25 protein-coding genes are annotated in these 26,296 nt (G+C 69.3%); 12 read left to right on the plus strand and 13 right to left on the minus strand.

The annotated features are described in order from the left end of the window. Positions 1 to 50 precede the first annotated feature (50 nt). From AL072_RS07060 to AL072_RS07075, 4 genes are all read left to right on the plus strand, one after another. Positions 51 to 1,157, plus strand: coding sequence for an alkene reductase (locus tag AL072_RS07060; protein WP_045580927.1), 1,107 nt, complete (start codon positions 51 to 53; stop codon positions 1,155 to 1,157). Positions 1,158 to 1,399: 242 nt separating this feature from the next. Next, positions 1,400 to 1,963, plus strand: coding sequence for a cold-shock protein (locus tag AL072_RS35950; protein ID WP_045580926.1), 564 nt, complete (start codon positions 1,400 to 1,402; stop codon positions 1,961 to 1,963). Positions 1,964 to 2,406: 443 nt separating this feature from the next. Further along, on the plus strand, positions 2,407 to 3,114 hold the full coding sequence (locus tag AL072_RS07070; protein WP_045580925.1) for a Crp/Fnr family transcriptional regulator: 708 nt from the start codon (positions 2,407 to 2,409) through the stop codon (positions 3,112 to 3,114). A gap of 128 nt (positions 3,115 to 3,242) precedes the next feature. Further along, positions 3,243 to 3,911 carry an MT-A70 family methyltransferase gene (locus tag AL072_RS07075; RefSeq protein ID WP_045580924.1) on the plus strand — a complete coding sequence of 223 codons (669 nt, stop codon included), beginning with the start codon at positions 3,243 to 3,245 and terminating at the stop codon, positions 3,909 to 3,911. Between the two features lie 32 nt (positions 3,912 to 3,943). On the opposite strand, the gene AL072_RS07080 is transcribed toward AL072_RS07075, so the two are convergent. From AL072_RS07080 to AL072_RS07095, 4 genes are all read right to left on the minus strand, one after another. Continuing rightward, the gene (locus AL072_RS07080; protein WP_045580923.1) at positions 3,944 to 4,564 is read right to left on the minus strand and encodes an HAD family hydrolase; all 621 of its coding nucleotides are present in this window, start codon (positions 4,562 to 4,564) and stop codon (positions 3,944 to 3,946) included. A gap of 39 nt (positions 4,565 to 4,603) precedes the next feature. Next, complete coding sequence (locus tag AL072_RS07085) at positions 4,604 to 5,383, minus strand: DsbA family protein (RefSeq protein ID WP_045580922.1); 780 nt, start codon at positions 5,381 to 5,383, stop codon at positions 4,604 to 4,606. A gap of 140 nt (positions 5,384 to 5,523) precedes the next feature. After that, positions 5,524 to 6,963, minus strand: coding sequence for an esterase-like activity of phytase family protein (locus AL072_RS07090; RefSeq protein WP_045580921.1), 1,440 nt, complete (start codon positions 6,961 to 6,963; stop codon positions 5,524 to 5,526). 172 nt (positions 6,964 to 7,135) lie between these two features. After that, positions 7,136 to 8,515, minus strand: a complete 1,380-nt coding sequence (locus AL072_RS07095) for a M48 family metalloprotease (RefSeq protein WP_045582423.1) — start codon at positions 8,513 to 8,515, stop codon at positions 7,136 to 7,138. A gap of 91 nt (positions 8,516 to 8,606) precedes the next feature. Between AL072_RS07095 and AL072_RS07100 the strand changes: the two genes are divergently transcribed. Together AL072_RS07100 and AL072_RS07105 are read left to right on the plus strand one after the other, a co-directional pair. Next, positions 8,607 to 9,908 (plus strand): gamma-glutamyltransferase, encoded by a 1,302-nt coding sequence (locus tag AL072_RS07100; protein ID WP_045580920.1) that lies wholly within the window; start codon positions 8,607 to 8,609, stop codon positions 9,906 to 9,908. 46 nt (positions 9,909 to 9,954) lie between these two features. Further along, complete coding sequence (locus AL072_RS07105; RefSeq protein ID WP_045580919.1) at positions 9,955 to 11,133, plus strand: pyridoxal phosphate-dependent aminotransferase; 1,179 nt, start codon at positions 9,955 to 9,957, stop codon at positions 11,131 to 11,133. A 164-nt stretch (positions 11,134 to 11,297) separates the two neighbouring features. On the opposite strand, the gene AL072_RS07110 is transcribed toward AL072_RS07105, so the two are convergent. Then, entirely contained in the window at positions 11,298 to 12,035 is a 738-nt protein-coding gene (locus AL072_RS07110; protein WP_045580918.1) for an SDR family NAD(P)-dependent oxidoreductase, read from the minus strand. 302 nt (positions 12,036 to 12,337) lie between these two features. On the opposite strand from AL072_RS07110, the gene AL072_RS07115 reads away from it, so the two are divergent. Further along, positions 12,338 to 13,567 carry a ChaN family lipoprotein gene (locus tag AL072_RS07115; RefSeq protein WP_052709914.1) on the plus strand — a complete coding sequence of 410 codons (1,230 nt, stop codon included), beginning with the start codon at positions 12,338 to 12,340 and terminating at the stop codon, positions 13,565 to 13,567. Between the two features lie 16 nt (positions 13,568 to 13,583). Here the strand turns inward: AL072_RS07115 and AL072_RS07120 are convergent, their stop codons facing one another. After that, a complete protein-coding gene (locus AL072_RS07120; protein ID WP_045580917.1) occupies positions 13,584 to 14,189 on the minus strand; it encodes an NUDIX hydrolase in 606 nt (201 codons plus the stop codon). A gap of 181 nt (positions 14,190 to 14,370) precedes the next feature. On the opposite strand from AL072_RS07120, the gene AL072_RS07125 reads away from it, so the two are divergent. The 4 genes from AL072_RS07125 to AL072_RS07135 all read left to right on the plus strand — a co-directional run bounded on the left by AL072_RS07125 (position 14,371) and on the right by AL072_RS07135 (position 18,667). After that, positions 14,371 to 15,879 (plus strand): DNA recombination protein RmuC, encoded by a 1,509-nt coding sequence (locus AL072_RS07125; protein WP_063840344.1) that lies wholly within the window; start codon positions 14,371 to 14,373, stop codon positions 15,877 to 15,879. A 69-nt stretch (positions 15,880 to 15,948) separates the two neighbouring features. Next, entirely contained in the window at positions 15,949 to 16,122 is a 174-nt protein-coding gene (locus AL072_RS35170) for a hypothetical protein (RefSeq protein WP_167543367.1), read from the plus strand. Positions 16,123 to 16,291: 169 nt separating this feature from the next. Then, positions 16,292 to 18,325 (plus strand): methyl-accepting chemotaxis protein, encoded by a 2,034-nt coding sequence (locus tag AL072_RS07130; RefSeq protein ID WP_045580916.1) that lies wholly within the window; start codon positions 16,292 to 16,294, stop codon positions 18,323 to 18,325. Between the two features lie 135 nt (positions 18,326 to 18,460). Next, positions 18,461 to 18,667, plus strand: a complete 207-nt coding sequence (locus tag AL072_RS07135; protein ID WP_245636617.1) for a hypothetical protein — start codon at positions 18,461 to 18,463, stop codon at positions 18,665 to 18,667. A gap of 47 nt (positions 18,668 to 18,714) precedes the next feature. Here the strand turns inward: AL072_RS07135 and AL072_RS07140 are convergent, their stop codons facing one another. The 4 genes from AL072_RS07140 to AL072_RS07155 all read right to left on the minus strand — a co-directional run bounded on the left by AL072_RS07140 (position 18,715) and on the right by AL072_RS07155 (position 22,104). Continuing rightward, a complete protein-coding gene (locus AL072_RS07140; protein ID WP_052709913.1) occupies positions 18,715 to 19,791 on the minus strand; it encodes a hypothetical protein in 1,077 nt (358 codons plus the stop codon). Between the two features lie 213 nt (positions 19,792 to 20,004). Continuing rightward, a complete protein-coding gene (locus tag AL072_RS07145) occupies positions 20,005 to 20,232 on the minus strand; it encodes a DUF1150 family protein (RefSeq protein WP_045580914.1) in 228 nt (75 codons plus the stop codon). 112 nt (positions 20,233 to 20,344) lie between these two features. Continuing rightward, entirely contained in the window at positions 20,345 to 20,818 is a 474-nt protein-coding gene (locus AL072_RS07150) for an Hsp20 family protein (RefSeq protein WP_045580913.1), read from the minus strand. Between the two features lie 143 nt (positions 20,819 to 20,961). Then, a complete protein-coding gene (locus tag AL072_RS07155) occupies positions 20,962 to 22,104 on the minus strand; it encodes an NAD(P)/FAD-dependent oxidoreductase (RefSeq protein ID WP_045580912.1) in 1,143 nt (380 codons plus the stop codon). Between the two features lie 280 nt (positions 22,105 to 22,384). On the opposite strand from AL072_RS07155, the gene rpsD reads away from it, so the two are divergent. Continuing rightward, positions 22,385 to 22,999, plus strand: a complete 615-nt coding sequence (gene rpsD / locus AL072_RS07160) for a 30S ribosomal protein S4 (protein ID WP_045580911.1) — start codon at positions 22,385 to 22,387, stop codon at positions 22,997 to 22,999. 73 nt (positions 23,000 to 23,072) lie between these two features. Here rpsD and AL072_RS07165 read toward each other — a convergent pair whose 3' ends face one another. Genes AL072_RS07165 through AL072_RS07175 form a run of 3 tightly spaced genes read right to left on the minus strand, consistent with a single transcriptional unit; the run spans position 23,073 to position 26,294 of the window. After that, positions 23,073 to 24,311 carry a PP2C family protein-serine/threonine phosphatase gene (locus AL072_RS07165; RefSeq protein WP_045580910.1) on the minus strand — a complete coding sequence of 413 codons (1,239 nt, stop codon included), beginning with the start codon at positions 24,309 to 24,311 and terminating at the stop codon, positions 23,073 to 23,075. A 10-nt stretch (positions 24,312 to 24,321) separates the two neighbouring features. After that, a complete protein-coding gene (locus AL072_RS07170) occupies positions 24,322 to 25,449 on the minus strand; it encodes a response regulator (protein ID WP_082108832.1) in 1,128 nt (375 codons plus the stop codon). Continuing rightward, positions 25,446 to 26,294, minus strand: a complete 849-nt coding sequence (locus AL072_RS07175) for an ATP-binding protein (RefSeq protein WP_045580909.1) — start codon at positions 26,292 to 26,294, stop codon at positions 25,446 to 25,448. Before AL072_RS07175 ends, AL072_RS07170 begins: the two co-directional genes overlap by 4 nt. Between the last annotated feature and the right edge of the window lie 2 nt (positions 26,295 to 26,296).

The following is a 26,296-nucleotide window of genomic DNA, read 5'->3' on the forward strand; positions in this document are numbered from 1 at the left end:
GCCGCGCCACACTCTTGTTCCAGCTTCCAACCATCAGAATGGATCGGACAATGACCGAGAGCCAGGACGCGGCCCCCCTGTTCCAGCCGGTAGGCATCGGCCGCTACAGCCTGCCGAACCGCATCGCCATGGCGCCGCTGACGCGCAGCCGCACCGACAACGTCACTGGCGTTCCGACCGCGATGAATGCCGAGTATTACGCCCAGCGCGCCGGCGCCGGCCTGATCATCGCCGAGGCGACCCAGATCTCCCCGCAGGGCAAGGGCTATGCCTATACCCCCGGCATCCACAGTGCCGAGCAGGTGGCGGGCTGGAAGCTGGTCACCGACGCGGTCCACGCCAAGGGCGGGCATATCTGCCTGCAGCTCTGGCATGTCGGACGCATCTCCCACCCCGACCTGCAGCCGGGCGGCGCACTGCCGGTGGCGCCGTCGGCGGTGAAACCGAACGTCAAGGCCTTCACGCCGGACGGCTTCAAGGACATCCCGGCCCCGCGCGCGCTCGACCTGTCCGAACTGCCGGGCATCGTCGAGGATTACCGCAAGGCCACCCGCAACGCGCTGGCCGCTGGATTCAATCTGGTGGAGGTGCATGCCGCCAACGGCTATCTGATCGACCAGTTCCTGCGCGACGGCACCAACACGCGCACCGACGCCTATGGCGGATCGGTCGAGAACCGCGCCCGCTTCCTGTTCGAGGTGCTGGACGCCGTGGTGGCGGAGGCCGGGGCCGACCGCGTCGGCATCCGCCTGTCGCCGCTCAGCCCGTCCAACGACGCGCAGGAAAGCGACCCGGCCGGCACCTTCGGCCCGGTGATCCGGCGGCTGAACGATTACGGCCTCGCCTACCTGCACATGATCGAGGGGGTGACGCGCGGCCCGCATCCCGGGTTCGGCGGCCTGCTGGCCGACCTTCGCGGGCTCTATAGCGGGCGCTACATGGCCAACAACGTTTATACCCGCGCCATGGCGATCGAGGCGGTCGCCGGCGGCCATGCCGACATGGTGGCGTTCGGCCGTCCCTTCATCGCCAATCCCGATCTGGTGGAGCGGCTGCGCATCGACGCTCCGCTGGCGGAGCCCGACCAGGCGACCTTCTATGGCGGCGATTCCCACGGTTATACGGACTATCCGGTGTTGTATCCGGCGGCTGGTTGACCGGCAGGCTCGCGGTGTGCGTGCAAAACTCTCCCGAGTCGCATCGCGGAGGGGCGGGCGGGTGCCGGGCGGTGGCGGGTGGACGGCACTTCGGTGCCGTTTCCTTTCCACCGGGGCGCCAAGCGTGAGCCAGGGATGGGGCAATTAGCGGCGATTTGGTCATCTTGCCTTTGGAAGGCTTGACCTGGGACCGGAACCCTGTGACAAAAGACTTTCGGCACACTCTATGAGCTTGAAGACACATGTTCGACCGCCCGCCCCGCCAGGGCTTCCGCGCTCCCGAGATCACCAAGTCCAATGTCACCGCCACCGTGAAGTGGTTCAACCCCACCAAGGGGTTCGGCTTCGTGTCGCCTGAGGACGGTTCGCCCGATGCCTTCCTGCACGTCTCTGCGGTTCAGGCCGCCGGCTATGACGCGCTGGACGAAGGCACCACCATCACCTGTGACCTGGCCCGTGGGCCGAAGGGTCCGCAGGTCGCCTCCATCCACACGGTCGATGCGTCGACCGCTCAGCGTTCGGCCCGTCCGCGGACCGGCGGCTTCGACCGTGGCGGTTTCGACCGCGGCGGCTACGATGCCGGCGGCAGCGCCGGCGGCGAAGAAGTCGACGGCACCGTGAAGTGGTTCAATGCCGACAAGGGCTTTGGCTTCATCACGCCCAGCACCGGTGGCAAGGACGTCTTCGTCCACGTCAACGTGCTGCGCCGTTCGGGCATGCAGACCCTTCAGGAAGGCGATCAGGTGCGCGTCACCGTTCGTCAGGGCCAGAAGGGTCCGGAAGCGGGCAAGGTCGAGTACCTCTAAGGTCCGGGACTCCCGGGCCTCGGTCGGTCGGCGCATGTTCGATTGAACCTGCGCCCCGCCGGCTGGCTCCGCTGGCTTACATATGGTCTGGGGCCTGATGCCGTTTGGTGTTGGGCTTCCCGGTGAAAATCCGGATCTCTATCGCACGGTGCTTCCTTTACTGGGGGCGCCGTGCGTTCTTGTCTTTTGCGGTCCTGGCTCGTGAGTGATCCGGCCGTGCCCTGGTTCGGCCCGGCTGCAGGTTGCGTGTGTCTTCCGCTCCCTAATTTCCTATCCTATGCCCAGCGTCCATGCGCCGCCCCTTTCGGGGCGGCCGGCGTTTCTCCCGTACTTTCCGCAGCACCGGCAGGGCAGCGCCGCCGCCATGCTGCCGTCAGCCGTGGTACCGTCGGCGATGGCGCTGCCGGCGATGGCGCCTCAACGGTCGGGGAAGCGAAGCCGTCATGACGATCAACCACAGCAACCTGTCGGCGGAGGATGCGGCCGCACTGCGCGCCATCCCGCTGTTCGCCAAGCTGTCCGACCGGGCGGTCGCCCTGTTGGGCGGGGTGGCGATCGTACGGCCGGTGACGCGCGGCACCACCCTGTTCCTCCAGGATGAGCCGGCCGACCGCTTCTTCGTGCTGCTCGACGGCTGGGTGAAGTTGTTCCGCCTGACCCGCGACGGGGCGGAGGCGGTGGTCCATGTCATCGGCCCGGCGGAGAGCTTTGCCGAGGCCGCGATGTTCGCCGACGGAAAATTCCCGGTCTGCGCGGAAGCGGTGACCGACGGCCGGATCATGACCCTGACCGCCGACGGCTTCGCCCGCTGCCTGCGCGAGGATGATCGCATCGCCTTCGGCATGTTGGGATCGCTGTCGGTCCGCCTGCGCCATCTGGTGACGCAGATCGAACAGCTCCAGGTTCAGCCGGCGCCGCAGCGGGTCGCCGCCTTCCTGCTGCGCGTCTGCCCGCCGGGCGACGGGCCGGCGCAGTTCCAGCTTCCCTTCGACAAGGCGCTGATCGCGCGCCGCCTGGGCATGCAGCCGGAAACCCTGTCGCGTGCGCTTGCCAAGCTGCGCCCGTCGGGGGTGGAAACGCAGGGGCTGAGCGTGAGCGTGGCCGACCGTGCCGCCCTGCGTGTCCTGGCCGAGGCGGGGGAAGACGAGTGACCGCCAACCGTTGGGCCGGCGCCTGTAACAGCGTCGGCGAGGCAGTCAGACCGGATTGACGGCGCCGTCCCTCCGTGCGAGTTTGCACCCCTCCCAGTACCGGGTTTGTTCAGGATTTCGAGGCAGTGATGGGCGACAGCAAGACGGTGGCGGCGGCATCGGATCCGGTGCGGGATCTGGTGGCTTTCGCCGGCGACCGGCGCTTCGCCACGGTGATGGCGGACCCGCCCTGGCGCTTCGTCAACCGCACCGGCAAGATGGCGCCGGAGCATCGCCGCCTCTCCCGTTATGGCACCATGACGGTGGAGGATATCTGCGCCCTGCCGGTCGCCGACATCGTCGCTCCCACGGCCCATCTCTATCTGTGGGTTCCCAATGCCCTGCTGCCGGAAGGGCTGCAGGTCATGCGCAGCTGGGGGTTCGAGTACAAGACCAACCTGATCTGGCACAAGGTGCGCAAGGATGGCGGGTCGGACGGGCGCGGCGTCGGCTTCTACTTCCGCAACGTCACCGAACTGATCCTGTTCGGCGTGCGCGGCAAGAAGGCACGCACGCTTCCCCCCGGGCGCACCCAGGTCAACCTGATCGAGAGCCGCAAGCGCGAGCACAGCCGCAAGCCCGACGAACAGTATGAACTGATCGAAGCCTGCAGCCCTGGCCCCTTCCTGGAGATGTTCGCCCGCGGCGCCCGTCCCAATTGGTCGGTCTGGGGCAACCAGGCCGACGACAGCTACGAGCCGACCTGGAAGACCTACGCCTTCAACTCCGCCACCGACCGCGAGGCGACGGCGGAGTGATCGGGCGGGAGTGAGATCGGCCGGTGGGGAGCCTACAGCAGCCCCACCGCCTCCAGGTCGCGCCGCAACGCTTCGGCGCCGAGGAACAGGTGGGCCGACATGCCGACCGACTTGGCCGATTCGACATTGTCGGGATTGTCGTCGATGAAGAAGCAGCGGTTCGCTTCCAGTCCGTAACGATCCGTCAGCAGGTGGAAGATCGCCGGGTCGGGCTTCACCAATCGTTCCCGCCCCGAAACGATGATCCCGTCGAAGCCGTTCAGGAAGTCGAAGCGCCTGCAGGTCAGGTCGAACTTGTCGGCGGAAAAGTTGGTGATGGCATAGACGGGGGCGCCGCGTGCCTTCAGCTCCGCCAGGATCTCCGGGGTGCCGGGGATCGGGCCGGGGACCATGCGCTCCCACATGTCGTCATAGGCGCGGATCAACTCGGCACAGTCCGGATGCTCGGCGGCCAGTTGTGCGACCGCCTCGCTCCAGGGGCGGCCGCGATCCTGCTCCAGGTTCCAGGCGGGGCTGCAGATCCGTTCGAGGAAATCCTCCATCAGGTCTTCATAGCCGTCGAACAGCTCGCGGTAGAGATGCCGCGGATCCCATTCGATCAGCACCTGCCCGATGTCGAACACGACGATGGACGGCGCCGTTCCCCCAGTCATTCCGGTCCCCTATTTGTTCCGGTAATCGAACGATCCGCCTCAGCCCTTGGCGCGGACGGCATCGGTCAGCCGCTTCATGTCGTCCAGCTTGATGGCGCCGGGCACCAGCTCGTCGCCGAAGACGAAGGCCGGGGTGCCGCGGATGTTGAGCTTCTCGGCCAGCGCCTGGTTGGCGGCGATCACCTTCAGCACGTCCGGCGACTCCATGTCCTTCTTCAGCCGGTCGGTGTCGAGCCCGACCGACTTGGCGAGGCGCATGATCACGGCCTCGTCCAACTGGCCGCGCTGGGCCATCAGGGCGTTGTGGAGTTCCATGTATTTGCCCTGGGCGCGCGCCGCGAGCGCCGCCTTGGACGCGACCAGCGACGCCGGGCCGAGGATCGGGAATTCCTTCAATACGAAGCGCAGCTTGGGATCGCTCTTGATCAGCGCCTGGGTGTCGGCCTGCACCGCCTTGCAATAGCCGCACTGGTAGTCGAAGAACTCGACCACCGTGACGTCGCCCTGCGGGTTGCCGGCCACCGGGTCGGCCGGGCTGCGGGTCAGCTCGGCCCGGTTCTCGACCAGCGCCTTGCGGGCCTGTTCGGCTTCCGCCGTCTTCTGGCGCTCCTGCATGGCGTCGACGGCCTGCAGGATCACTTCCGGATGCTCCATCAGATAATCGCGGACGATCTTCTCGATGGCCGCCTTCTGGCTGCCGTCGAAACTTGCCGATTGCGCGCGCGCCGGGGCGGCGGCGGACAGCGCCAATGCCGCGACGGGCAATGCCAGCAGGGAGGCCCGCAGGGCGGAACGCAGGAACGGCAGGACGGGGCGCATGGGGACGGTCTCCGAAACGCAAGGGAAAATTGAGCCGAAGGCCGTCCACACTGGACCGGCAATCGTGCCCGGACAAGCGCAAAGCGCATGTCCGGGCATCGCTGCCGCCTGATCGCCGCACCGGATCTCGGCGTCCGAACTCAGCGGGCGCGCAGAAGCTCGCCGACCGCCAGCAGCGCCATCTCGTCGCCGTCGGCCTTGCCGATGCTCCGGCCGGTCGAATAGGGGAGGTTGTTGTCGTTGACGACGACGATATGGTCGGCATCGACGATGTTCACCCCCTCCGGCCCCAGATGGGGCATGACGAAGCGGCCTTCCGGCGCCTGTCCGGCGCGGGCCTTGTGGTCGGGATCGGCGATGTCGGTCAGGTCGATGTAACCGACCTTGCGGACGAATCCGTCGGCGTCTGCCCCGGCGATGTCGATCTTGTAGATGCGCTTGAAGGCGGCCGGTGCGTTGAAGCAATCGGGCTTGGCCTCGCCCTGGCAGGCCTGGGTCTTCGCCCCTTCGCTGGCGTCGTCGCGTTCGATCACCAGGGCGCTGCCGGCGTCGATCACCGCCATGTCGGCCACCACGTTGGCGTTGTCCTCCAGCCGGTATTTCCAGGACCGGCCGGTGTAGCTGCGGCTGGCGACGTCGAATTCCATGATGCGGGTGTAATAGCGGCCGTCCTTGCCCTCGAAGCCGTTGGCGGCGGCGTTCCACAACGGGCCTTCCAACGACGGGTAGAGGGTCTTGCCGTCCGGCGAGGCGCCCATCGGCTCGAACCCGCGGGACCGGCGGACCTCGAAGGCGACCGCGCCGGGCACCGGCGGCAGGATGCCGTTGCGGTAATGGTCGGGCGAACGGGCCGGCTTGCCGTCGACCATTGTCTCATGCACCGCCTGCACGATGCCGTCGCGGCTCAGCTCCAGGATGTAGGGGCCGAACTCGTCGCCGATGAACAGGCGGTCGTCCCGGACCACCAGCGATTCCGGATCGAAATCGGCGCCGGTCAGGTAGCGGGCGGTGCTGTTCTCGTTGACGATGGCGAAGGGAACCTTGCGGTCGGGATCGCGCAGGAAGATCGTCTCCAGCCGCTGCAGGGCGCCGCTCTGCCAGTCAGGCTTGACGCGATGGACCATCAGAAGCGCATCGGTCGAATTCACCTTGCTGCCGAACCCGTTGTCGGTCAGCGCCAGGAACTCTCCGTTGCCCTGCGGAACGACGGCGGAGAAGCCCTGCACCGCCTGCCCGGCCACCGGCAGCATGATCTCGGTCGTGCGCGGGACCTTGGGGTCGGACGCGAAGGAGGTGGCACGGATGGTGCCCACGGCGTCGACGCGCTTGCGGTCGGCATTGGTGAACTTGCCGGCGGTGGCGAACAGCGGGCCGGCATCGGCCGGCGCCTGGACCAGCGTGTCGGCCGGCAGCATGGCATGGCCGGCGAGCGTGGCGGGATAGCGTTTCGCCTGCTGCTCCTGGGCATGGGCGGCGCTGGTCAGGGCCGTGGCCAGGGTGGCGGACAGCAGCGCGGCGGAGACGAGCAGGGCGTCGCGCCGGCGGGACGGGCGCCATGAGGACGGGTGGGCGGACGACATGGGCTGTTGCTCCGTGGACGAGACGGCGGCCCTGGCTTGCAGCCGGACGCGCCCGATGTCCGCGGAATAGCAAGTGGCGATGACGCGCCGGGGTCGGTTCGGTGACCGTTGCGTGACCGGAAGGATGCTTTGGTCATATGACCTATCGTCATCCCAGCTCCGGTTGTCCCGCTCAGCGCGGTTTGTCGCCGCCGGCACCGCCGGTCTGGCCGCGGATGTCCTGGGCGCGCAGCCAGCCGGGCGAGCCGGCGGGCAGCATCTTCTCCGCCCGCTCGGCCTGCGCCTTGGCCATCGGCATGTCGCCTCTGGCCAGCGCCTCCTCCGCCGTGGCATAGGCGACCATGCCGTCGTTCTTCTTCATGCTCCAGGCCTGGGCGGTCAGCCGCCACAGGAAGGCCGACTGCGCCTTGCCCTTGGCGGCGATCTGCAGATTTTTCAGGGCCTCGTCCGCCAGACGGGGGTCATGCTGCTCCAACAGAGCATGGGCGAGGGAGACACGGATCGTTCCGGCTTCAGAACCAGCCAGCTCTATGGCCTTTCGATACGGGGGCACCGCATCCGGCGCGCGACCGGTCTGCAGCATCAGGTCTCCCTTCATCTCCTGCAAGTAGGGGTTCTTCGGCTCCTGGGCGATCAGGCCGTCGATCAGCGGCGTGGCCTGCCTGATGTCGCCCTGACGGAAATAGGCATAGGCGCGGCCGTAGCGCGCCGCCACAGACGGGTCGTTCGCCTTGTAGCGTTGCAGGGCGCCGCGCGGGTCGAGATAGCCGTACAGCTTGGCCTGGATGCGCCGCAGGTCGGCCTCGGTCGCGGCGGGCAGGGGCGCATCGGCATAGCGGGAGCGGGCGACGAAGGCCTTCACCGCCTCGATGCGCTCGCGCGTCAGCGGGTGGGTCATGCGATAGCCGGCGTCGCGGTCGTTCATCAGCGGCTCGCCGACGCCCAGCTTCTCCAGGAAGGCTTCCATCCCCTTGGCCGAGATGCCGGATTGCTCCAGGAAGGACAGCCCGGCCTGATCCGCCGAGGCTTCCTGCGTTCGCGAGAAGGACAGATAGTTCCGCTCGGCCAGATGCTGGCCCAGCATGACGCCGGCCGCCCCCGCCCCGGCATTGCCGGAGGCCAGGCCGCCGACGATGCCCAGCCCCATGCCGAGCAGCGATGACAGGAAGGCGTTGTCCATCGCCTCGGTCCCGCGCACCAGATGCCCGCCGGCGATATGGCCGGTCTCGTGGGCGATGACGCCCAGCAGCTGTTCGGCGTTGTCGACGGTCAGCAGCAGGCCGGTGTGCAGGAAGATGTTCTGGCCGCCGGCGACGAAGGCATTCACCGACTGGTCGTTGACCAGCAGGATCTGGACCGAGTCGGGATCGATGCCCGCCGCCTGGAAGATTGGCCGGGCCATCTTGCGGATGATATGGTCCGTTTCGGCGTCGCCGAGGATCTGCATCTCCGCGCGGCGCTGCGCACTCGCCGGTGGCGCTCCCCACACCAGCGACACCAGACATACGGACAAGATGGCGACGACCGAAACCAGCCTGCTGGGCTTGCGCACCGTGACGACCTCCGGCTTGGAACAACGGACCCCCGCGCACGACCGGCGGAACTCCGGGCCGCGATACAGTCGCTTGGGAATCTGGCGACGGTTGGGCGCGGTTGCCATAGCTGCATCACTGCTGACCGGTTGCGTCAACACCAAGTTCAAGACGGACGCGACGGTGCAGAGCTTCGTCGTCGCCGACGAACCCTATGCCGCCGGCATCGGGCGCGACATCATCACCCAGGGCGGCCGGGCCGGCGACGCGGTGGCGGCGATGGCGCTGGCGATGACTGCCAGCCTGCCGTCCCGCGTCGGGTTGACCGGCGGCGGCGTCTGCGTGCTGTTCGACGCCGCGGCGAAGCAGGCCCGCACCATCGATTTCCTGCCGCGTCCGGCGGGGGCGGGCAGCGTGGCGATGCCGGCCATGCTGCGCGGCCTGTACGCCGTCCAGGCCTCGGCCGGGGTGATGCGCTGGGAGCAGGTGGTCGCGCCGGCCGAACAGATGGCCCAGTTCTCCCCCGGCCTCAGCCGTGCGCTGGTGCAGGATCTCGGCAGCTTCGGCGGGCGTCTGGCCGCCGATTCGGACACGCGGCGCCGCCTGCTGGCCGGCGGAGCCCCCGTGGTCGGCACGGTCGCAGCCCAGCCTGAACTGGCCGCGACCCTGTCGGTCCTGCGCCGCCAGGGTGTCGGTGCCTTCTACAGCGGGCCGTTGGCAACGACGGTCGCCCAGGGCATGGGGCTGGATCCGGCGCAGCTGCGCGCCTACCAGCCGCGCGTCGCCGGGACGCTGACGGTGCCCTTCGACATCACCGACCTGCATGTCGCCGATGTGGGTGGGCCGGAGTCGGGCGCCGCCCTGATCCAGGCCTGGAAGGCGGTGGCCGGCTTGCCACCGGCCGAGCGCGCCACCCGCGCCGCCCAGCTTCTGGGGGCTGGCGGCACCGGCGCCACCGCGGCCGGCGCCGGGGTGATGGTGATCGATCCCTATGAGAACGGCGCGGCCTGCGCTTTCACCCAGGGCGCCCCCTTCGGCACCGGCCGCGGCATTCCCGGCACCGGCATGCTGGTGGCGCAAGGGGTCGACCGCGGCGGCTTCGGCGCGCCGGCCCTGATCGCCAACTCCATCGTCGGTCGCACCCTGTTCGCCGGGGTCGGCACCTCCAACGGCGACGACGGCCCGGCCGCCGGCCCGGCGGCGCTGCTGTCGGTAGCCCTGCCGTCGGGGCTGGACGAGAAATCGACCGCCCCGCAGATCCAGGCCACCCGCCCGCAGTCCATTCCGGGGCGGGTCAGCTTCGTCGGCTGCCGGGTGTCGTCGGAGGATGGAGTCCGCTATTGCCGGACGGCAGCCGACCCGCGCGCCAACAGCCTGGCGCTGACGGTCGAGAGCGAACGCGAGCGGAACTGAGGATGTGCCCGGACAGGGTTCCAACAGGGTTCAGAGACGGACGATCATGAGCAAGCAGCCCACAATGCCGAAGCCCAAGGTTTCCAAGCGGGGGGCGATCCCGCCCTTCTTCGTGATGGAAGTGATGCGCGCCGCCGCCGAGCGGGAGGCCGCCGGGCTCGAGGTTCTTCATATGGAGGTGGGCCAGCCGTCCACCGGCGCGCCGAAAGGCGTGGTGGAAGCCGCCGCCGCCGCCGTCGCGGGCACCGACCCGCTCGGCTACACCGGGGCGTTGGGAATCCCGCCGCTGCGCGCGGCCATCGCCCGGTGGTACAAGGACCGCTACGGTGTCGAGGTGCCGGAGCGGCGGGTGGTCGTCACCACCGGCTCGTCCGGCGCCTTCCAGCTCGGCTTCCTGGCCGCCTTCGATCCCGGCGACCGGGTGGCGATGGCCTCGCCCAGCTATCCGGCCTACCGCCACACCCTGACCGCGGCCGGCGTCGTCCCGGTGGAGCTGCCAACCGGGCCGGAACACCGCTTCCAGCCGACGGTGGCGTTGCTGGAGGCGCTGGAGGAGCCGGTGCAGGGGCTGATCGTCGCCAGCCCGGCCAACCCGACCGGCACGATGCTGAGCCGGGAGGAGCTGACCGCGCTGTCCGACTGGTGCCGCGCCAACGGCGTGCGCATGGTATCGGACGAGATCTATCACGGGCTGACCTATGGCACCGACGCGGTCACCGCCGCCGAGGTGAACGACGAGGCGCTGGTCGTCAACAGCTTCTCCAAGTATTTCTCGATGACCGGCTGGCGGCTCGGCTGGATGATCGTGCCGGATGATCTGCTGCGTTCGGTCGAATGTCTGGCGCAGAATTTGTTCATCTCCGCGCCGACGCTGAGCCAGGTGTCGGCGGTCGCCGCCTTCGACTGCACGGAAGAGCTGGACGGCCATGTCGCCCGCTATGCCCGCAACCGCGCGCTGCTGCTGGAGGAGCTGCCCAAGGCCGGCTTCACCAAGATGGCTCCGGCGGACGGCGCCTTCTACATCTATGCCGACGTGTCGGATATGACCGACGACAGCGAGGCGCTGGCGAAGCGGATCCTGGAGGAGACGGGCATCGCCTGCACCCCCGGCATCGACTTCGACCCCGCCCGCGGCCGCCGATTCCTGCGCTTCAGCTTCGCCGGGGCGGAGGAGACGATCGCAGAGGCGGCGCGTCGGCTGATCGCCTGGCGGGCTGGGAGGTAGGGGCCTTTTGGGGAGGGGTGCGGCCATGGTGCCCCCTCCCTAACCCTCCCCCTCTTCGAGGGAGAGGGGACTGCCGCCGCTTCGGCAGCCAAGTCATACCGACAAGCGTTTTACCCCCTCTCCCGCGAGAGCGGGGGAGGGATGGGGAGGGGGCAGCCGCCTCCTCAGAACAGATGCTGACCGCCGGTGATGAAGGTCTCCGTCCCGGTCACGTAGGACGAATCCGGGCCGCAGAGGTAGAAGATCACCGCGGCGACGTCCTCCGGCTTGCCCATGCGCTTCAGCGGGATGCGCGGGATCAGCACGTCGTATTCCGGGCCGGTCATCGCCGTCTCGATCTCGCCGGGGGCGACGGCGTTGACGCGCACGCCGATCTCGGCGAATTCCACCGCCATCTCGCGGGTCAGGCCGGACAATGCCGCCTTGGAGGTCGAATAGGCAGAGCCGGCGAAGGGGTGGACCGAATGGCCGGCGATCGAGGTGACGTTGACGATCGCCCCCTTCGCCCGCGACAGCGGGGCGGCGAAGCCGCGCGCCAGCACCAGGGGGGCGAAGAAATTCAGCTCGAACACCCGGTGCCAGCCCTCGATCGAGCCGTTCAGGCAGCCCAGCCGCTCCTTGATCGGGGTCTTCGGTGAGATGCCGGCATTGTTGATCAGCGCATGCAGCGGCGCGCCGTCCAGCGCCTTGTTCGCCTCCTCCACGAAGGCGGCGCGGCTGGCGGGATCCGACAGGTCGGTCGGGATATGGTGGGTCCAGTTGGGATCGCGCCGGCAATGGGCCGGCACATCCTCGCGCGAGCAGGAGATGACGCGCCAGCCTTCGCTGCTGAAGCGGGCGACGGTGGCGTGTCCGATACCCCGGCTGGCGCCGGTGAGGATGACGGTCTTGCGGTGCGGCATGGGGGCTTGCGCTTCACGGATGATTGCGGTCGGCGGGGAGCGCGGGCGCCCTGGGATCGGCCTCGGGGGATGCGGATGCGGCCGTCGAAGGCCCATCATCCGCCGCAGGTCCACCGCCTGACGCCGATCCTACCCGTCGCCGCCGGTCCTGTCATCCGCCAGCCGGCATCCCGCCCGCGCCCAAGCAGATGCGTGGCGAGCGGCCTTGACGCGGCCGAACGACGCAATCCGCTGCGGCGTCCATTGACGGCGGGCGGTGCAGGCCCAACCTTGGCGCAATCCCCGCACCGCCGGAGGTCGCCTTGCCGCGCCAGCCCGTCCGTTCCGTCGCTCCCATCCTGCGCATGCGTCTCGCATCCCTGGTCCTCGCGGCCCTTGCCTTGGGTGCTCCCTCCGCCCGCGCGGAGGATGCCGCGCGCATCGGCTGCGTGCCGCCGGGCGTCTGGGCCGACGGCACCGGGACGGCGATGGAGCCAGTGCCGCTGCTGCGTCGGCTGGCCGAGGCGCCGGTGGTCCTGCTGGGCGAGCAGCATGACCGGCAGGATCATCACCGCTGGCAACTCCATACGCTTGCCGGGCTGCATGCGCTCAATCCGGACCTTGCCGTCGGGATGGAGATGCTGCCGCGCCGGCTCCAGCCGGTGCTCGATCGCTGGGCGGCGGGGGACCTGACGGAGGCGGAGTTCCTGAGGCAAACCGATTGGCGCTCGGTCTGGGGATTCGACCCGAACTTCTACCTGCCGATTCTGCAATTCGCACGGCTGCACCGGCTGCCGGTGGTGGCGCTGAACGTCGAACGGTCGCTGATCAGCCGCACCGCCCGCAACGGCTGGGCCGCCATCCCCGAGGCGGAGCGCGAGGGCGTCGGCACGCCGGCCGGCCCGTCGGAGGCCTACCGCAGCCGGCTGGCCGAGACGCTGGCCGCGCATGACCGCCCGGCATCGCAGGCCGGCTCTGCCAACGGCGTCACCCCGACCGATGCAGCCGCACGCTTCATCGAAGCCCAAAGCGTCTGGGACCGCGCGATGGCGGAGAAGATCGCCGAGACCCGCCGCGTCACCGGCCGCGCGGTGGTCGCCATCCTGGGCGAGGGTCATGCCGCCCATGGCGACGGCGTGCCGCACCAGCTTGCCGACCTCGGCATTACCGGGACCGCCGTGCTGCTGCCCTGGGACGCCGACCGCGATTGCGACGAGCTGGATGGCAGGATCGCAGACGCCGTCTTCGGCCTGGGGCCGTCCATTGCCGAGGCCGAGCCGCCGCGGCCGCGGCTGGGCGTGCAGCTCGATCCCGGTCCGGACGGAATCTCGGTGGGCGCCGTCAGTGACGGCAGCGTGGCGGCTGCCGCGGGCCTGCGGAGCGGAGACCGCATCCTGGCCGCCGCCGGCAATCCGGTGCGCGCGCCAGCCGATCTGGTTGCCGTCATCCGCCGTCAGGCCCCCGGCACCTGGCTGCCGCTGACCATCCGCCGCGACGGCGCGGACCGCGAACTGGTGGCGAAGTTTCCGGCGGAACCGCTGCCTGGGCGTTAGGGGATTCGCCGTCCGCCTACAGCATCCGTTCCCAGCGGGCGAGCGCGTCGGGGGTGGGATTGACTGCGGGAGCGCAGTCGTCGTGGCCCAGCCGCTCGCGATGTTCCCGCAAGGCCCAGACGACGGTGGGGAAGGCCAGCTCGGGCCAGGGAATCTCCTCCCAGGCGAACAGGCCGACCTCCAGGCTTTCCGGGCCGGGCTCGACCTCCGGCGACAGCAGGCGGGCGCGGAAGATCATCTGCACCTGGCTGATGCGCGGAATGTCGTAGATCGCCAGCAGATGGTCGATGGCGATGCGGGCGCGCGCCTCCTCCCACGCCTCGCGGGCGGCGCCGTCGCGGGTGCTCTCGCGCTCCTCCATGTAGCCGGCGGGCAGGGTCCAGAAGCCCTTGCGCGGCTCGATGGCGCGGCGGCACAGCAGGATGCGCCCGTCCTCCCAGGTCGCCACCGCTCCCACCACGATCAGCGGGTTCTGGTAGGCGATGTAGCCGCAGTCGGGGCACATCAGCCGCTCGCGGTCCTCGCCGGGCGGGATGGCGCGGACGCGGGGGCCGCCGCAGTCGGGCGCGCAGGGAGGGGTGCTGTCGGCGGCGTTGACGGTGGGGAGCGTGTCGTCGGGCATGGCCTCCGATATGGCGCGGTATCCTCCGTTGGGCAAGCGGAGAAAGAGCGGGCGCGGCCATCGCCCGGCTGTGTTTCCCCGGCCGCGCCCTGGCTGCTCCGGATCCATCCGTTCGCGGCCTGTTCCAATTCGCGTTTCGTTCCGATAGGCTGTGCCCTTCTTCGATGTGGGGGAGCGGGTGTTGACGCAGTTCGCGGTGAACGGGATTGCGGTGGACGGGCTGTCGTTGGTGGCCGGGCTGCTGGCCGGCCTGCTGCTGGGGGTTGCCGTCGCCTGGGCGGTGCTGCGCGCCGCCGCCGGCCGGGCCGAGGCTGCCGCCGCCGCCCTGCATGCGGAGTTCGCCACCCGCCTGGATCTCGCCGAACGGACCGAGGACGATCTGCGCGAGGAGATCGAGGCGCGCGACCACCAGATCGCCCGGCTGCACGGCGAGACCGCCGATGCCCGCGAAACCCATGCCCGGCTGTCCACCCGGCTGGACGCCGAGCGGGCGGCGGCTGCCGAGAAGCTGGCCCTGCTGGAACGGGCGCAGACGGTGCTGACCGATAGTTTCAAGGCGCTGTCGGCCGAAGCCCTGCACCGCAACAACCGCAGCTTCCTCGATCTGGCGCGCGAGACGCTGGCCGGCTTCCAGGAGCAGGCGAAGGGCGACCTCGATAAGCGCCAGACCGCCATCGCCGCCATCGTCGATCCGGTGCGCCAGTCGCTGGAGGCGATGGACCGCCAGATCCGCGACCTGGAGAGCACGCGGGCCGGCGCCTATGAGGGGCTGAAGCAGCAGGTGCTGTCGCTGGTCGAGACCCAGGGCCAGCTGCGGGCGGAGACCGGCAACCTCGTCCGCGCGCTCCGCACCCCGGCGGCCCGCGGGCGCTGGGGCGAAATCCAGCTGCGCCGGGTCTGCGAGATGGCGGGGATGCTCGACCATTGCGACTTCGTCGAGCAGGCGTCGGTGGAGGGTGGCGCCGTCGGGCCGGGCGGCGGCAGGCTGCGTCCCGACCTGATCGTCACGCTGCCCGGCGGCAAGACCATCGTGGTCGACGCCAAGACCCCGCTCGAAGGCTATCTGGACGGCGTCCAGGCGGTCGACGACACGGCCCGGCGCGACGGCATGGCCCGCCACGCCCGCCATGTGCGCGAGCACATGAAGCAGCTCGGCGCCAAGGGCTATTGGGACCAGTTCGACGACAGCCCGGAATTCGTCGTGCTGTTCCTGCCCGGCGAGAATTTCTTCTCCGCCGCGCTGGAGCAGGATCCGGCGCTGATCGAGGCCGGCATCGACCATCGCGTCATCCTGGCCACCCCGACCACGCTGATCGCCCTGCTGCGCGCCGTCGCCTATGGCTGGCGGCAGGAGCGGCTGGCCGACAACGCCCGCGAGATCAGCGCCCTGGGGGCGGAGCTGTACAAGCGGCTGTCCGACCTGGGCGGCCATATGGAGCGGCTGGGCGGCCAGCTCGACAAGGCGGTCGGCTGCTACAACAGTGCGGTCGGCACGCTGGAATCGCGGGTGCTGGTCAGCGCGCGCCGCTTCCGCGACCTGCATGCCGCACCCGAGGGGGCGGAAATCCCGCTGCTGGAGCCGCTCGACCACAGCCCGCGCCGCCTGCAGGCGGCGGAATTGCGGGCAGAGGAATTGCGGGCAGTGGATTTGCGGGCAGTGGATTTGCGGGTTGGCGGCGATGCGGATTGAGGGCGGCTGTGCTATGGATGCGGCCGGGCCGACGGCCTGCCTCCCCTTCTTGCCGACATGAGACGACCGATGACGGACCAGACCGTCCGCTGTGACCGCTGCGACCACCGCTACCCCGCCACTGAACAGGGCTGCCCGCGCTGCCGGTCGATCCGACGCACCAATGCCGTGATCGTGGTGCTGCTGGTGATGCTGGTGATCCTCGCCCTGGGCGGCTGGATCGGCATCCAGATCCTGACCTGAGCCTGCCGCTTCCGGTGAGGCTCGTGCAGACGCTGCACAATTTGGGGGCGAATCGCCTAGCGAAACATCATTTCGCTGAGACCCGATAATCGAGCAAGTTTTTTGCTTGTCACAAATGGGACAATTTGAGAAGCAACCCTTCGCCGTCGTCTCTGCGCAAGGGCACATCATGCTGAAGACTCTCAGGATCGCCGCGCTCACCAACCTGTTCGGCGTGGTGGTCACGCTTGGTTTCCTGGCGGTCGCCGTCACCGGTGCGCTGGCGATCCGTGAGTTGAAGGTGGGCGGTCCGATCTACCAGCGCATCGTGCTGGGCAAGGACGTGATCGCTGACATCCTGCCCCCGCCGGAATATGTCATCGAAGCCTATCTGGAGGCGACGCTGGCGATGAACGACCCGGCTTCGGCCGGCCAGCGGCGCGGGCGTCTGGCTCAACTGCGCAAGGACTATGACGAGCGGCATGACTATTGGCTGAAGGAGAGCTTCGAGCCCACGATCCTGGAAACGCTGACCAGGACCTCGCACGCGCCGGTGATGCGCTTCTGGACTGAGGTCGAGACCGTCTTCCTGCCTGCGCTGGCCCGCAAGGACGAGGCGGCGGCAAGAGCCTCCTACAAGATCATCGCCGATGCCTACGCCGCCCACCGTGCCGTCGTCGACCGGATCGTGGAGGCCACCACCCGCTACAACAGTGAAACCGAGGTCTATGCCGCCGACCGCGAACGCCTGTTCATGACCGCGGTGTGGGGCGTCTCGGCCCTGGTGTTGGCGGTGGTGGTGGTGGGCGTGCTGGGCATAAGGCGGCGCGTGGTGCGGCCGGTGGGCGAACTCACCGCGGCGATGCGCACCCTGGCCCAGGGCAACCTCGCCGTCGCGATCCCCGGCGCCGACCGCAATGACGAGATCGGGGCGATGGCCCGGGCGCTCCGCGTCTTCAAGGAGAATGCGGAGGAGGCCGAACGGCTGCGCAGGCTGCGCGAGGAGGAACGCGAGCGGTCCGAACGCGAAAAGCAGGCCGCCCTGCAGCATATGGCCGAGACGGTGGAGACCGAGGCGTCCAATGCAGTGGATGTGGTCGCCAGCCAGACCGGCCAGATGGCCGGCAACGCCACCCGAATGGCCGAATCGGCCCGCGCGGTCAGCGACAACAGCCAGAGCGTCGCCGCCGCCGCGACCCAGGCGCTGTCCAACGCCCAGACCGTGGCCGCCGCGTCCGAACAGCTCAGCGCTTCGATCCGCGAGATCGCCAGCCAGATCGCCACCGCCACCGCGATGACCGGCGAGGCGGTGGAGGCATCGGCCCGGGCGGAGGAGACGATCCAGCGTCTGTCCGATGCCGTGACCCGGATCGGCGAGGTGACCGGCCTGATCAACGACGTCGCCGGCCAGACCAATTTGCTGGCGCTGAACGCCACCATCGAGGCGGCGCGGGCCGGGGAGGCCGGCAAGGGCTTCGCCGTCGTCGCCAGCGAGGTGAAGCTGCTTGCCGGCCAGACCGCCAAGGCGACGGAGGAGATCGAAAGCCAGATCGCCGCCATCCAGGCCACCACCGCCGAGGCGGTCGAGGCGGTGCGCGCCATCGCCGGGCGGGTGCGCGGGGTGGAAAGCGTGTCGGCCAACGTCGCCGCCGCGATCGAGGAACAGGAGGCGGCGACCGGCGAGATCGCCCGCAACGTCGTCCAGACCTCCAACGCCGCGCAGGAGGTGGCGACCCGCATCGCCGCAGTCTCCCAGGAGGCGACGACCACCGGTGAACGCGCCGTCGAGGTCAACGCCCTGTCCGGCCGGGTGGCGACCAGCATCGACCAGCTCCGCCGTGTCCTGGTGGAGGCGATCCGCACCGCGACGCCGGAGGTCAACCGCCGGTCGGCGCCGCGTTATCCGCTGAACCGCCCGGGCCGGCTGGGTATCGGGCTGGAGGGCGGGCGCGAGGTGCCGGTCACGGTCGACAACGCCTCCGAAGGCGGGGCGCAGCTCAGCGGCCTGCCTTCGGAGCTGTGGGCCGGCCTGGCCGAGGGGACCGTGCTGCGCGTCGCCCTGCCGGGGCTGGAGCCGGTCCCCGCCGCCGTGCGTGGACTCGAGCCGGGTCCCGGCGGCCGCCTGCATGTGACCTTCACCCTGGCCGCTGCCGACCGCGCCCGCTTCGCCGAACAGTTCCGCCGCACCGTCGCCGGCCTGACGCCGCTGGAGCGGGCAGCCTGACCGCGAATCGCCGGATTGGCGCCATTGGAGGCGGGAATTTCGGAGATGACAGGCATTTCATGACGATTGGGCGGTGCGAGGGTCCAGAATGACCGCGTCCAGGGGCCTATGGCCCGCGTCGAAAGCCTGTCCGCCATGGTCGACACCACAGCCTGCCCCTACTGCGGCTCCGATTACGGGCATGGACCCGACGACTGCCCGTTGTGCCGGTCGGCCCGGCGCAAGGATCTGGTCGTGCGCCTGCTCATCGGGCTGATGTTCGTCATCCCCATCCTGACGCTGCTCGCCACGGCTCTGCTGGATGGCGGAGTTGGGGAGACGCTGCTGTCGCTTGGGGGGTGAAGTGAGCGCAACGCGGGCGCTGCGGCCGTGATGCCGCGGCGCCCTCCTTATAGATGACCCGTCCGCGCCGATTGCTCCAGCGCCTTGATGTGCGACAGGCCAGGCAGGATCTCCGACTTCACGAATTCCATGCGGCGGTTGGGTCCGCCGCCGCCGCGGGCGAAGCGGTGTTTCCACAAATCCATCTTCACGGCCAGACCGCACAGCACGCCGCCGATGGTGACGTGGTGGGAGGAGATCAACTCGCGGATCGTCCGGAAGGTGTCGGCGTTGATGTCGCTCCAGAAGTCCTTGGAGCGGTTGTCAAAGCTCTCGAACCGGCCGGTGATGGAGGTGGAGATGTCGGTCAGGTCGCGGGCGATGTCGTCGAGCATGCGCATCTGGCGGGAATCGCGCTTCACCTCGGCGGAACTGCGGATCTCGCCCATCCAGGTGACGAAGCGCTGCACCTCCGGCACGATCTCGTCCAGGCATTTGCGGAAATAGGCCAGCGACAGGAAGATGTCGCCATACTCCTCCAGGAACTGCGGGATTTCGCCCAGTCCGATGTCCAGCCGGTCGGCCATCATGCGCAGGTTGCGCAGCGCCTCGTCCCGGTTGGGATTGGCGAACAGCTGGATGATGTCGGTGACGTCGGCGACCTGCACCTCCTCCGTGCCATAGACATATTCCATCAACGGGCGGGTGAAGACCCGCATGTAGTTGGTCAGCTCCGCCTTCTTGCGGTCGGACAGGGTCAGCGACTCGACGCTGTTGACGTCGATGTTCAGCCGCCGCAACTCGATGCGCGAGGAATAGACGTCGAAGCTGGACGCGGCGCCGATCTTTTCCAGCTTCACCAGATCGCGTTCGATCTCGTCCTTGTGGGATTCGAAATAGGCGGGGAGGTGGCGGGCGGTCACCTGGCCGCTGCCGGTCTGGGCGTCGCGGAACATCTCCACCACGGTCTGCAACCGGACGTTCTTGATCAGCCGGGAATGCTGAAGACCGGGAGTTTCCAGCGGGATGGCCGACAATGGCAGGATGTGCAGCGAATCGCGGGCCTCGTCGTCCCAGGATTTACGCTTTTCGGTATCTGCCGCGGTTCTTGCCTCTGCCGCGGTATCGCTTTCCCCGCCATCCACCCGGCCGTCTCCCGATGCGTTTTTACGCCTGCATCAACGATTATCGCAGAGCGCACCTTACAACAGGAGTTAGGGCTGACAAGGATCGAGATGCTGCTGTCTGCGACGCGAAAGCGACAAATCGAAGCGGGCAGCCAAGCGACTCGCGCTTGTGAACCACTGCCCTTGCTGCCGGACACGCCGGCTGCCGCCGGCGCATCCGTTCCGCAACGGTCAGTGGACGCTGACCGGTTCCATGTCGTTCTGCACGATGGCGGCGAAGGCCAGGTCGCGCTCGGCGACGACGCTCAGCGGCGTGCCGTCGGCGGCGTGGATCGCGAAGGCGAGGGTGCCGTCCACCTCGACGTGGCGGACATAGGCGACGTCGCCAAGGCCGAAGCCGGCGAAATCCTGGGGCGACAGCTGGCGCAGCTGGCTGTGGGTGTCGTTGATCATCATCATGGTCTCCCGGCGGCTCCCCTTATGGGCGGTCGCGCGTGCAGAGTATCGGGAACGAGATGTGCAGGGAACGGAATGCGCATGAAAATCCGGCTGCCGGAATCCGGTCGTCGATTCAGCCGTCCCTGCCGTCGGCGGACACGTCGATGGTGCGGGGCGCGGCACCGGCGGCCTTCTTCGGCTGCTCGATCTTGATGGTGCGGACCTTGGGTTCCGGCATCGGGCGGGTCAGGTCGATGTTCAGCAACCCGTTGTCGAGCGAACAGCCCACCACCTCGATCCCCTCGGCCAGCACGAAGCTGCGCTGGAACTGCCGCGCGGCGATGCCGCGATGCAGGTAGATGCGCGACTTGTCGTCGGTCTGGCGGCCGCGGATGACCAGCTGGTTGTCCTCGATCTGGACCGACAGGTCCTCGGAGGTGAAACCGGCAACGGCCAGCGTGATGCGCAGTCCGTCGTCGCCGATCTGCTCGATGTTGTAGGGCGGGTAGCCTTCGGCCGAATTCTTGGCGATGCGGTCGAGCGTCCGCTCGAACTGGTCGAACCCGAGCAGGAGCGGACTGTTGAAGAGCGAAAGGCGAGTCGTCACGACGCATCCTCCTCACGACGGGAGCGAGTTGCGGGAGATGGGCCCGTTTCCGGCGCCCGGCGGATCGGCGGCCCAGCACATGCCGGCGCCGCCATGCCTATAGATTGGGAGGCGGGATGCCGCGATCAAGCATCTTGCAGGCCTCATCCATGGTTAAGGAAGTCAGGGGGCTCGCCCAGCTCCGAAGCCACCCTGTCGGCGATGGCGAGGCAGGAGGTCAGGCCCGGCGATTCGATGCCGAACAGGTTGACCAGCCCGTCGATGCTATGGGCATCCGGCCCCTGGATCAGGAAGTCGGCCTGCGGCTGTCCCGGGCCGCTCAGCTTCGGCCGCACGCCGGAATAGGCCGGCACCAGCGCCCCGTCGGGGAGATCCGGCCAATAGGCGCGCACCGCGCCGTAGAAGGAGTCGGCGCGCACCGGATCGACGGCGTAGTCGACCGGCTCCGTCCTGTCGCCCAGCCATTCGACGTCGGGACCGAAACGGGCCTGTCCGGCGAGGTCGAGCGTCAGGTGGACGCCCAATCCCCCCTCCACCGGCACCGGGTAGACCAGCCGCGAGAAGGGAGAGCGGCCGGCGGCCAGCGCATAGTAATTGCCCTTGGCCAGCACCCGCGGCGGCACATGGGCGGCATCCAGCCCCTCCAGCCCGCGGGCGACGGCCCAGGCGCCCAGCCCGGCGGCGTTGACCAGGGTGGAGCAGGCGATCCGCATCGGCTCGGCCCCGCCGACCTCCAGCTCGAAGCCGTCCGCGCTGCAGTGGGAGCGCTCCAGAGGGCTGAGCAGGGCGAGCATCGCCCCGGCCTCCTCGGCGTCGCCCAGCAGGGCCAGCATCAGGCCGTGGCTGTCGACGATGCCGGTGGAGGGCGACAGCAGCGCGCCGACGGTGCGCAGGTTCGGCTCCCATGCCCTTGCGGTGGCCACATCGATCTCCTCCAGGTCGGTGACGCCGTTGGCGGCGGCCTGGGCACGGATCGCCGCCAGCTTCGGCAACTGGTCCTCCTCCGTCGCGACGATCAGCTTGCCGATGCGGCGGTGCTCCACCCCGTGGGCGGCGCAATAGTCATAGAGCGCGTCGCGGCCGGGAACACACAGCCGGGCGCGCAGGCTGCCGGTCGGGTAATAGATGCCGGCATGGATGACCTCAGAGTTGCGCGAACTGGTGCCGGTGCCGATGGCGTCCGCGGCCTCCAGCACGATCACCTCGCGCCCGGCCCGCGCCAGCCGCCGCGCCACCGCCAGCCCGACCACGCCCGCCCCGACGACCACGCAATCCACCCGTTCCATCGCCTTCGTCCCACCGTCATGCCGTTGCCGGCAAGGGGAGCGCAAAAGCATGGGCGCGCGCAAGAGGGAGCGGGCGCCGGGCCGCATCGCCGCCATGTTGCCCGGCTTCGCAATGCCCGGCCTTGCAATGCTTGACTCCGGAGCGCCAATGGGTATTGTGCGCGCCTTCACCTCCTGGGAACGCGGGCGCGCGCACTCTTTTGCGCCCCGTCCGTCGCCTGCAAGGGCGGCCGGACCTACCGGGACAACATCAACTCGTGTCCAACGAGGCCTGAGAGCTATGAGCAAGCGTCAAGAGTCCAAGTACAAGATCGACCGCCGCCTCGGCGTCAACCTGTGGGGCCGCGCCAAGAGCCCGCTGAACAAGCGCGAGTACGGCCCGGGCCAGCACGGCCAGCGCCGCAAGAAGCCGTCGGACTACGGTCTGCAGCTGATGGCCAAGCAGAAGCTGAAGGGCTACTACGGCAACATCGGCGAGAAGCAGTTCCGCCGCATCTATGCCGAGGCCGTGCGCCGCAAGGGCGACACCGGCGAGAACCTGATCGGCCTGCTGGAGCGCCGTCTGGACGCCGTGGTCTACCGCATGAAGTTCGCGCCGACCCCGTTCGCCGCCCGTCAGCTGATCAACCATGGCCACATCCTGGTCAACGGCCGTCGCCTGAACGTCGCCTCGGCCCGCATCAAGGACAACGACACCGTCGAGGTGCGCGCCAAGTCCAAGCAGATGGCCCTGGTGCTGGAAGCCGCCGCTTCGGGCGAGCGTGACGTCCCCGACTATCTGGAAGTCGACGGCGGCGCGCTGAAGGGCCGCTTTGTCCGCGCTCCCCTGCTGGCCGACGTCCCGTACCCGGTCCAGATGGAACCGAACCTGGTCATCGAGTTCTACTCGCGCTGATCGGTCGGCTCCCGCCGAACGCGAAAGGCCGCTCCCTCGGGGGCGGCCTTTTTGCTTTGGGGCTGGCGGTTTCTCAACCTCGTCGGGTCAGCAGCAGCGCAGTCAGGTCGTCGTCGATCGGGCCGGTGGCATGCAGGTCGTCGAGCAGGCCGGACAGCAGGCGGGCGCCGTCGCCGCTGCCGCCGCCGTTATCGACGTTGTCGCCGTCTTGCAGGCGGCGGGCGAGCAGCAGGGCGAGGCCGTGCTCGTCCAGCACGTCGTGCGAGCCCCCGTCCAGCCGGATTTCGATGGCAGCATCGGAATAGAGGAACAGGCGGGAGCCCGGCGGCATCGGCAATTGCCGGCAGTCGTAGGTGGCCGACGGCAGGAGGCCCAGCGGCAGGCCGCTGCCGTCGCCCAGCCGCGGGGCCTCGTCGCCGGGCAGCCATACCATCGGCGCCGTCGACCCGGCGGAGGCGTAGTGGAAAATCCCGGCCGCAGGGTCGATCAGGCCGGTCAGCATGGTGGCGAACTGCCCGATCGGCAGCAGGCCGCACAGCCGGCGGTTCACGGTGCACAGGAACTCCGCGGGGGCCAGGGCGGTGCTGCCGATCTGGCGGCAGATGGCGTCCAGCCGGAAGGTGTTCAGCGCGGCGCCGACGCCATGGCCGGAGAAATCGACCAGATAGACGGCGATCCGGCCGTCCGGCAGATGGTCGATCCCCCAGAAATCGCCGCCCAGTTCGGAAGACGGCTCGAAATGGGCGTGGATGGCCACGCCGGTCGCCTCCTCCAGCGCGGCCAGCCGCTCGGGGCCGGGTAGCAGGCGTCCCTGCATGGCGCGGGCCAATCCCAGCTCCACCTCGGTCCGGCTGCGATAGCACTCCAGGTCGCGCAGCATGGCGCGCTTGACGAGGTGGATGCGGACACGGGCCATCAGCTCGACGGCATTGATCGGCTTGGTGACATAGTCGGTCGCCCCGGCGGCGAAGGCGCGGGCGCGGTCCTCCGCCCGGCTCAGGCTGGATTGCACCAGCACCGGCAGCGATGCCCAGCGCGGATCGGCGCGCAGCTGCCGGCACATCTCGAACCCGTCCATCTGCGGCATCATCAGGTCGAGCAGCACGATGTCCGGCTTGAACCGCTCCATGCGGGCCAGGGCGTCGTGCCCGTTCTCCGCCTGTTCGATCAGGGTGATGCCGCCGCGCTCCAGCACCGCCACCAGCAGGTGACGATTCATCCGGTTGTCGTCGACGATCAGCACCCGGGCATCGGCCAGCCCGTCCGGTGCGCTGCCCGTCCCGGTCGGCGGAAGGTCCGGGCCGTCGCTCATGGCGCTCTTCTCATGTCGGGGCCTTCCGCTCGATCCACAGAAGCGCGTGGTCGCCGCCGCCTGATGCCTCCGGGGCTTCCGGGGCGGCGACGGCACCGAGCGCCAGCACGGCGCCCGGCGGCAGGTCCATCGCCTCGGCACGGTAGCGGGTCCCGGGAGCGACGCCGATCGGCAGGCCGGTGGCGGTGCCGAATTCCGGCACGCCGCGGCCTTGCAGGATGTCGTTGCGCAGGATCATCGGCGGCGTGCCTTCGGCGGAGGCGTGGGTAAAGCGCCCGGCCTCGCCGTCGACCACGCCGTAGGTCATCGTCGCCTTTTCGCCCGGGGCCATCATGTCGGAGGCGCGATCGTTCAGCACGGTCAGCAGTGCGGCGGCGTCCTCGCCATGGATGGGGCCCAGTTCCTGCAGCAGCGTGTGCAGCCGGAAAGCATTCAGCGAGGCGGACACGCCCTGGCCGGCCACGGTCAGCAGATAGACGCCGAATCGCCGCCCCCCGAGCGGCAGCAATCCCCACAGGTCGCCGCCAAGATCGGGGGAGATCACGGTGCGGGCGCGCAGCGTGCAGCCGGCGGCTTCGCCGACCGCGGCGCATTGGGCGGGAGTCGGCAGCAGATGCTCCTGCATCGAGCGGGCGATCGCCAGTTCCGCCTCCACCCGCGCGCGGTAGGCCAGAAGGCTGCGGATCAGCAGCCGGCTTTCCAGATGGATGCGCACGCGGGCCAGCAGCTCCGTCCGCTCCAGCGGCTTCGTCACCAGGTCGGTGGTGCCGGCGGCGAACGCGCGGTTGCGGTCCTCGCCCGACGACAGGGCGGTCTGCACCAGGATCGGCAGGTCTGCCATCTCCGGCATGGCGCGCAGCCGCCGGCAGACCTCGAACCCGTCCATCCCCGGCATCATGATGTCCAGGATCAGCAGGTCGGGAGCGCCGGCTGCGGCGATCAGGTCGAGCGCCTCCCGTCCGCCGGAGGCGAAGGACAGCTTGCGGAACCCGGCCTCGGCCAGCAGGGCGCCGACCAGCTTGCGGTTGGACGCGGTATCGTCGACCACCAGGATCGGGCAGTCGAAGATCTGGCAATCGGAACCCCGGTCCTCCCGGCCGCCGTTGGGGCCGCTATCCTGGACATGTCCGCCGATCACAGCCGGAACCTCAGGCGGATGCGGCGACCGCCGTCGACGATCTCCAGCTTCTCGGCGATGGTGCCGATCAGATCCAGGCCACGGCCCGAGGCCCCGCCGCTGCCGGGGCAGCCGCCGCGCGGAGCGGGGACGAAGCCGGCACCCTCGTCGGAGATCTCCACCGCGGCGACCGTCCGTCCGTCCTCCGCCGACTCGGTCCGCACCAGGATGACGACGCGGCGGGCGGCCAGCACCGGGTCGCCCAGCCGGTCGCGGAGGTCGCGGGAAAAGCGTTCGAGCTCGACCGCACTCAACTCCTTCATGCCGGCGACGCCCAGGTTGCCATGCACCAGCGCGTTGCTGACGGCCTCGTGCAGGGCCAGCTCGATGTCGTTGCGGCGGTCCCCGGCGAGCGGATGGCGAGCGGCCAGGGCGGCCAGCAGCCGGGCGCCGAGCTGGAGGCCGTGTGCGGTGGCGGTGGTCAGGTTGACGTAGAGATCGGCGGATGAGGCCTCGGCGAGCAAAGGGGCCAGTTGGGGCGCCAGCGCGGCGGCCCCTTCGTCGGGGCCGGGGCCGGCGGCCGGCTCGATCCAGGCCGCGACCGGAGGCAGCCACAGCGCCGGCGCGTCAGGGTCGGAGTCCTCCGCCCCGGTTCCCTGCGTGCCGGCTCCCCATGCTCCGGTCAGCACGGCGGCCAGCGGGCCGTCCGCAGGGCCGGAGCCGGCCGGGACCGCGGCCGGATGCAAGCCCAGCGCCCCGGCCAGCGGGTCCAGGCGGTCGGAGGACAGGCCCGGCCCGATCAGGCCGGCGAAGCGGGTGCGGCTTCCGGAAGGAAGGCAGGAGGGAACGGTCGTCCCGTCGGTCAAGC

This window comes from Azospirillum thiophilum (assembly GCF_001305595.1).
GTDB classification, from domain to species: Bacteria; Pseudomonadota; Alphaproteobacteria; order Azospirillales; family Azospirillaceae; genus Azospirillum; species Azospirillum thiophilum.

Coding starts and splice junctions, on each gene's coding strand:
- AL072_RS07075 (WP_045580924.1), top strand. CDS start 3,243: ATGGGCGACAGCAAGACGGTGGCGGCGGCATCGGATCCGGTGCGGGAT.
- rpsD (WP_045580911.1), top strand. CDS start 22,385: ATGAGCAAGCGTCAAGAGTCCAAGTACAAGATCGACCGCCGCCTCGGC.
- AL072_RS07110 (WP_045580918.1), bottom strand. CDS start 12,035: ATGCCGCACCGCAAGACCGTCATCCTCACCGGCGCCAGCCGGGGTATC.
- AL072_RS07090 (WP_045580921.1), bottom strand. CDS start 6,963: ATGTCGTCCGCCCACCCGTCCTCATGGCGCCCGTCCCGCCGGCGCGAC.
- AL072_RS07070 (WP_045580925.1), top strand. CDS start 2,407: ATGACGATCAACCACAGCAACCTGTCGGCGGAGGATGCGGCCGCACTG.
- AL072_RS07135 (WP_245636617.1), top strand. CDS start 18,461: ATGGTCGACACCACAGCCTGCCCCTACTGCGGCTCCGATTACGGGCAT.
- AL072_RS07155 (WP_045580912.1), bottom strand. CDS start 22,104: ATGGAACGGGTGGATTGCGTGGTCGTCGGGGCGGGCGTGGTCGGGCTG.
- AL072_RS07105 (WP_045580919.1), top strand. CDS start 9,955: ATGAGCAAGCAGCCCACAATGCCGAAGCCCAAGGTTTCCAAGCGGGGG.
- AL072_RS07120 (WP_045580917.1), bottom strand. CDS start 14,189: ATGCCCGACGACACGCTCCCCACCGTCAACGCCGCCGACAGCACCCCT.
- AL072_RS07085 (WP_045580922.1), bottom strand. CDS start 5,383: ATGCGCCCCGTCCTGCCGTTCCTGCGTTCCGCCCTGCGGGCCTCCCTG.
- AL072_RS07165 (WP_045580910.1), bottom strand. CDS start 24,311: ATGAGCGACGGCCCGGACCTTCCGCCGACCGGGACGGGCAGCGCACCG.
- AL072_RS07060 (WP_045580927.1), top strand. CDS start 51: ATGACCGAGAGCCAGGACGCGGCCCCCCTGTTCCAGCCGGTAGGCATC.
- AL072_RS07130 (WP_045580916.1), top strand. CDS start 16,292: ATGCTGAAGACTCTCAGGATCGCCGCGCTCACCAACCTGTTCGGCGTG.
- AL072_RS35170 (WP_167543367.1), top strand. CDS start 15,949: ATGACGGACCAGACCGTCCGCTGTGACCGCTGCGACCACCGCTACCCC.
- AL072_RS07145 (WP_045580914.1), bottom strand. CDS start 20,232: ATGATGATGATCAACGACACCCACAGCCAGCTGCGCCAGCTGTCGCCC.
- AL072_RS35950 (WP_045580926.1), top strand. CDS start 1,400: ATGTTCGACCGCCCGCCCCGCCAGGGCTTCCGCGCTCCCGAGATCACC.
- AL072_RS07080 (WP_045580923.1), bottom strand. CDS start 4,564: ATGACTGGGGGAACGGCGCCGTCCATCGTCGTGTTCGACATCGGGCAG.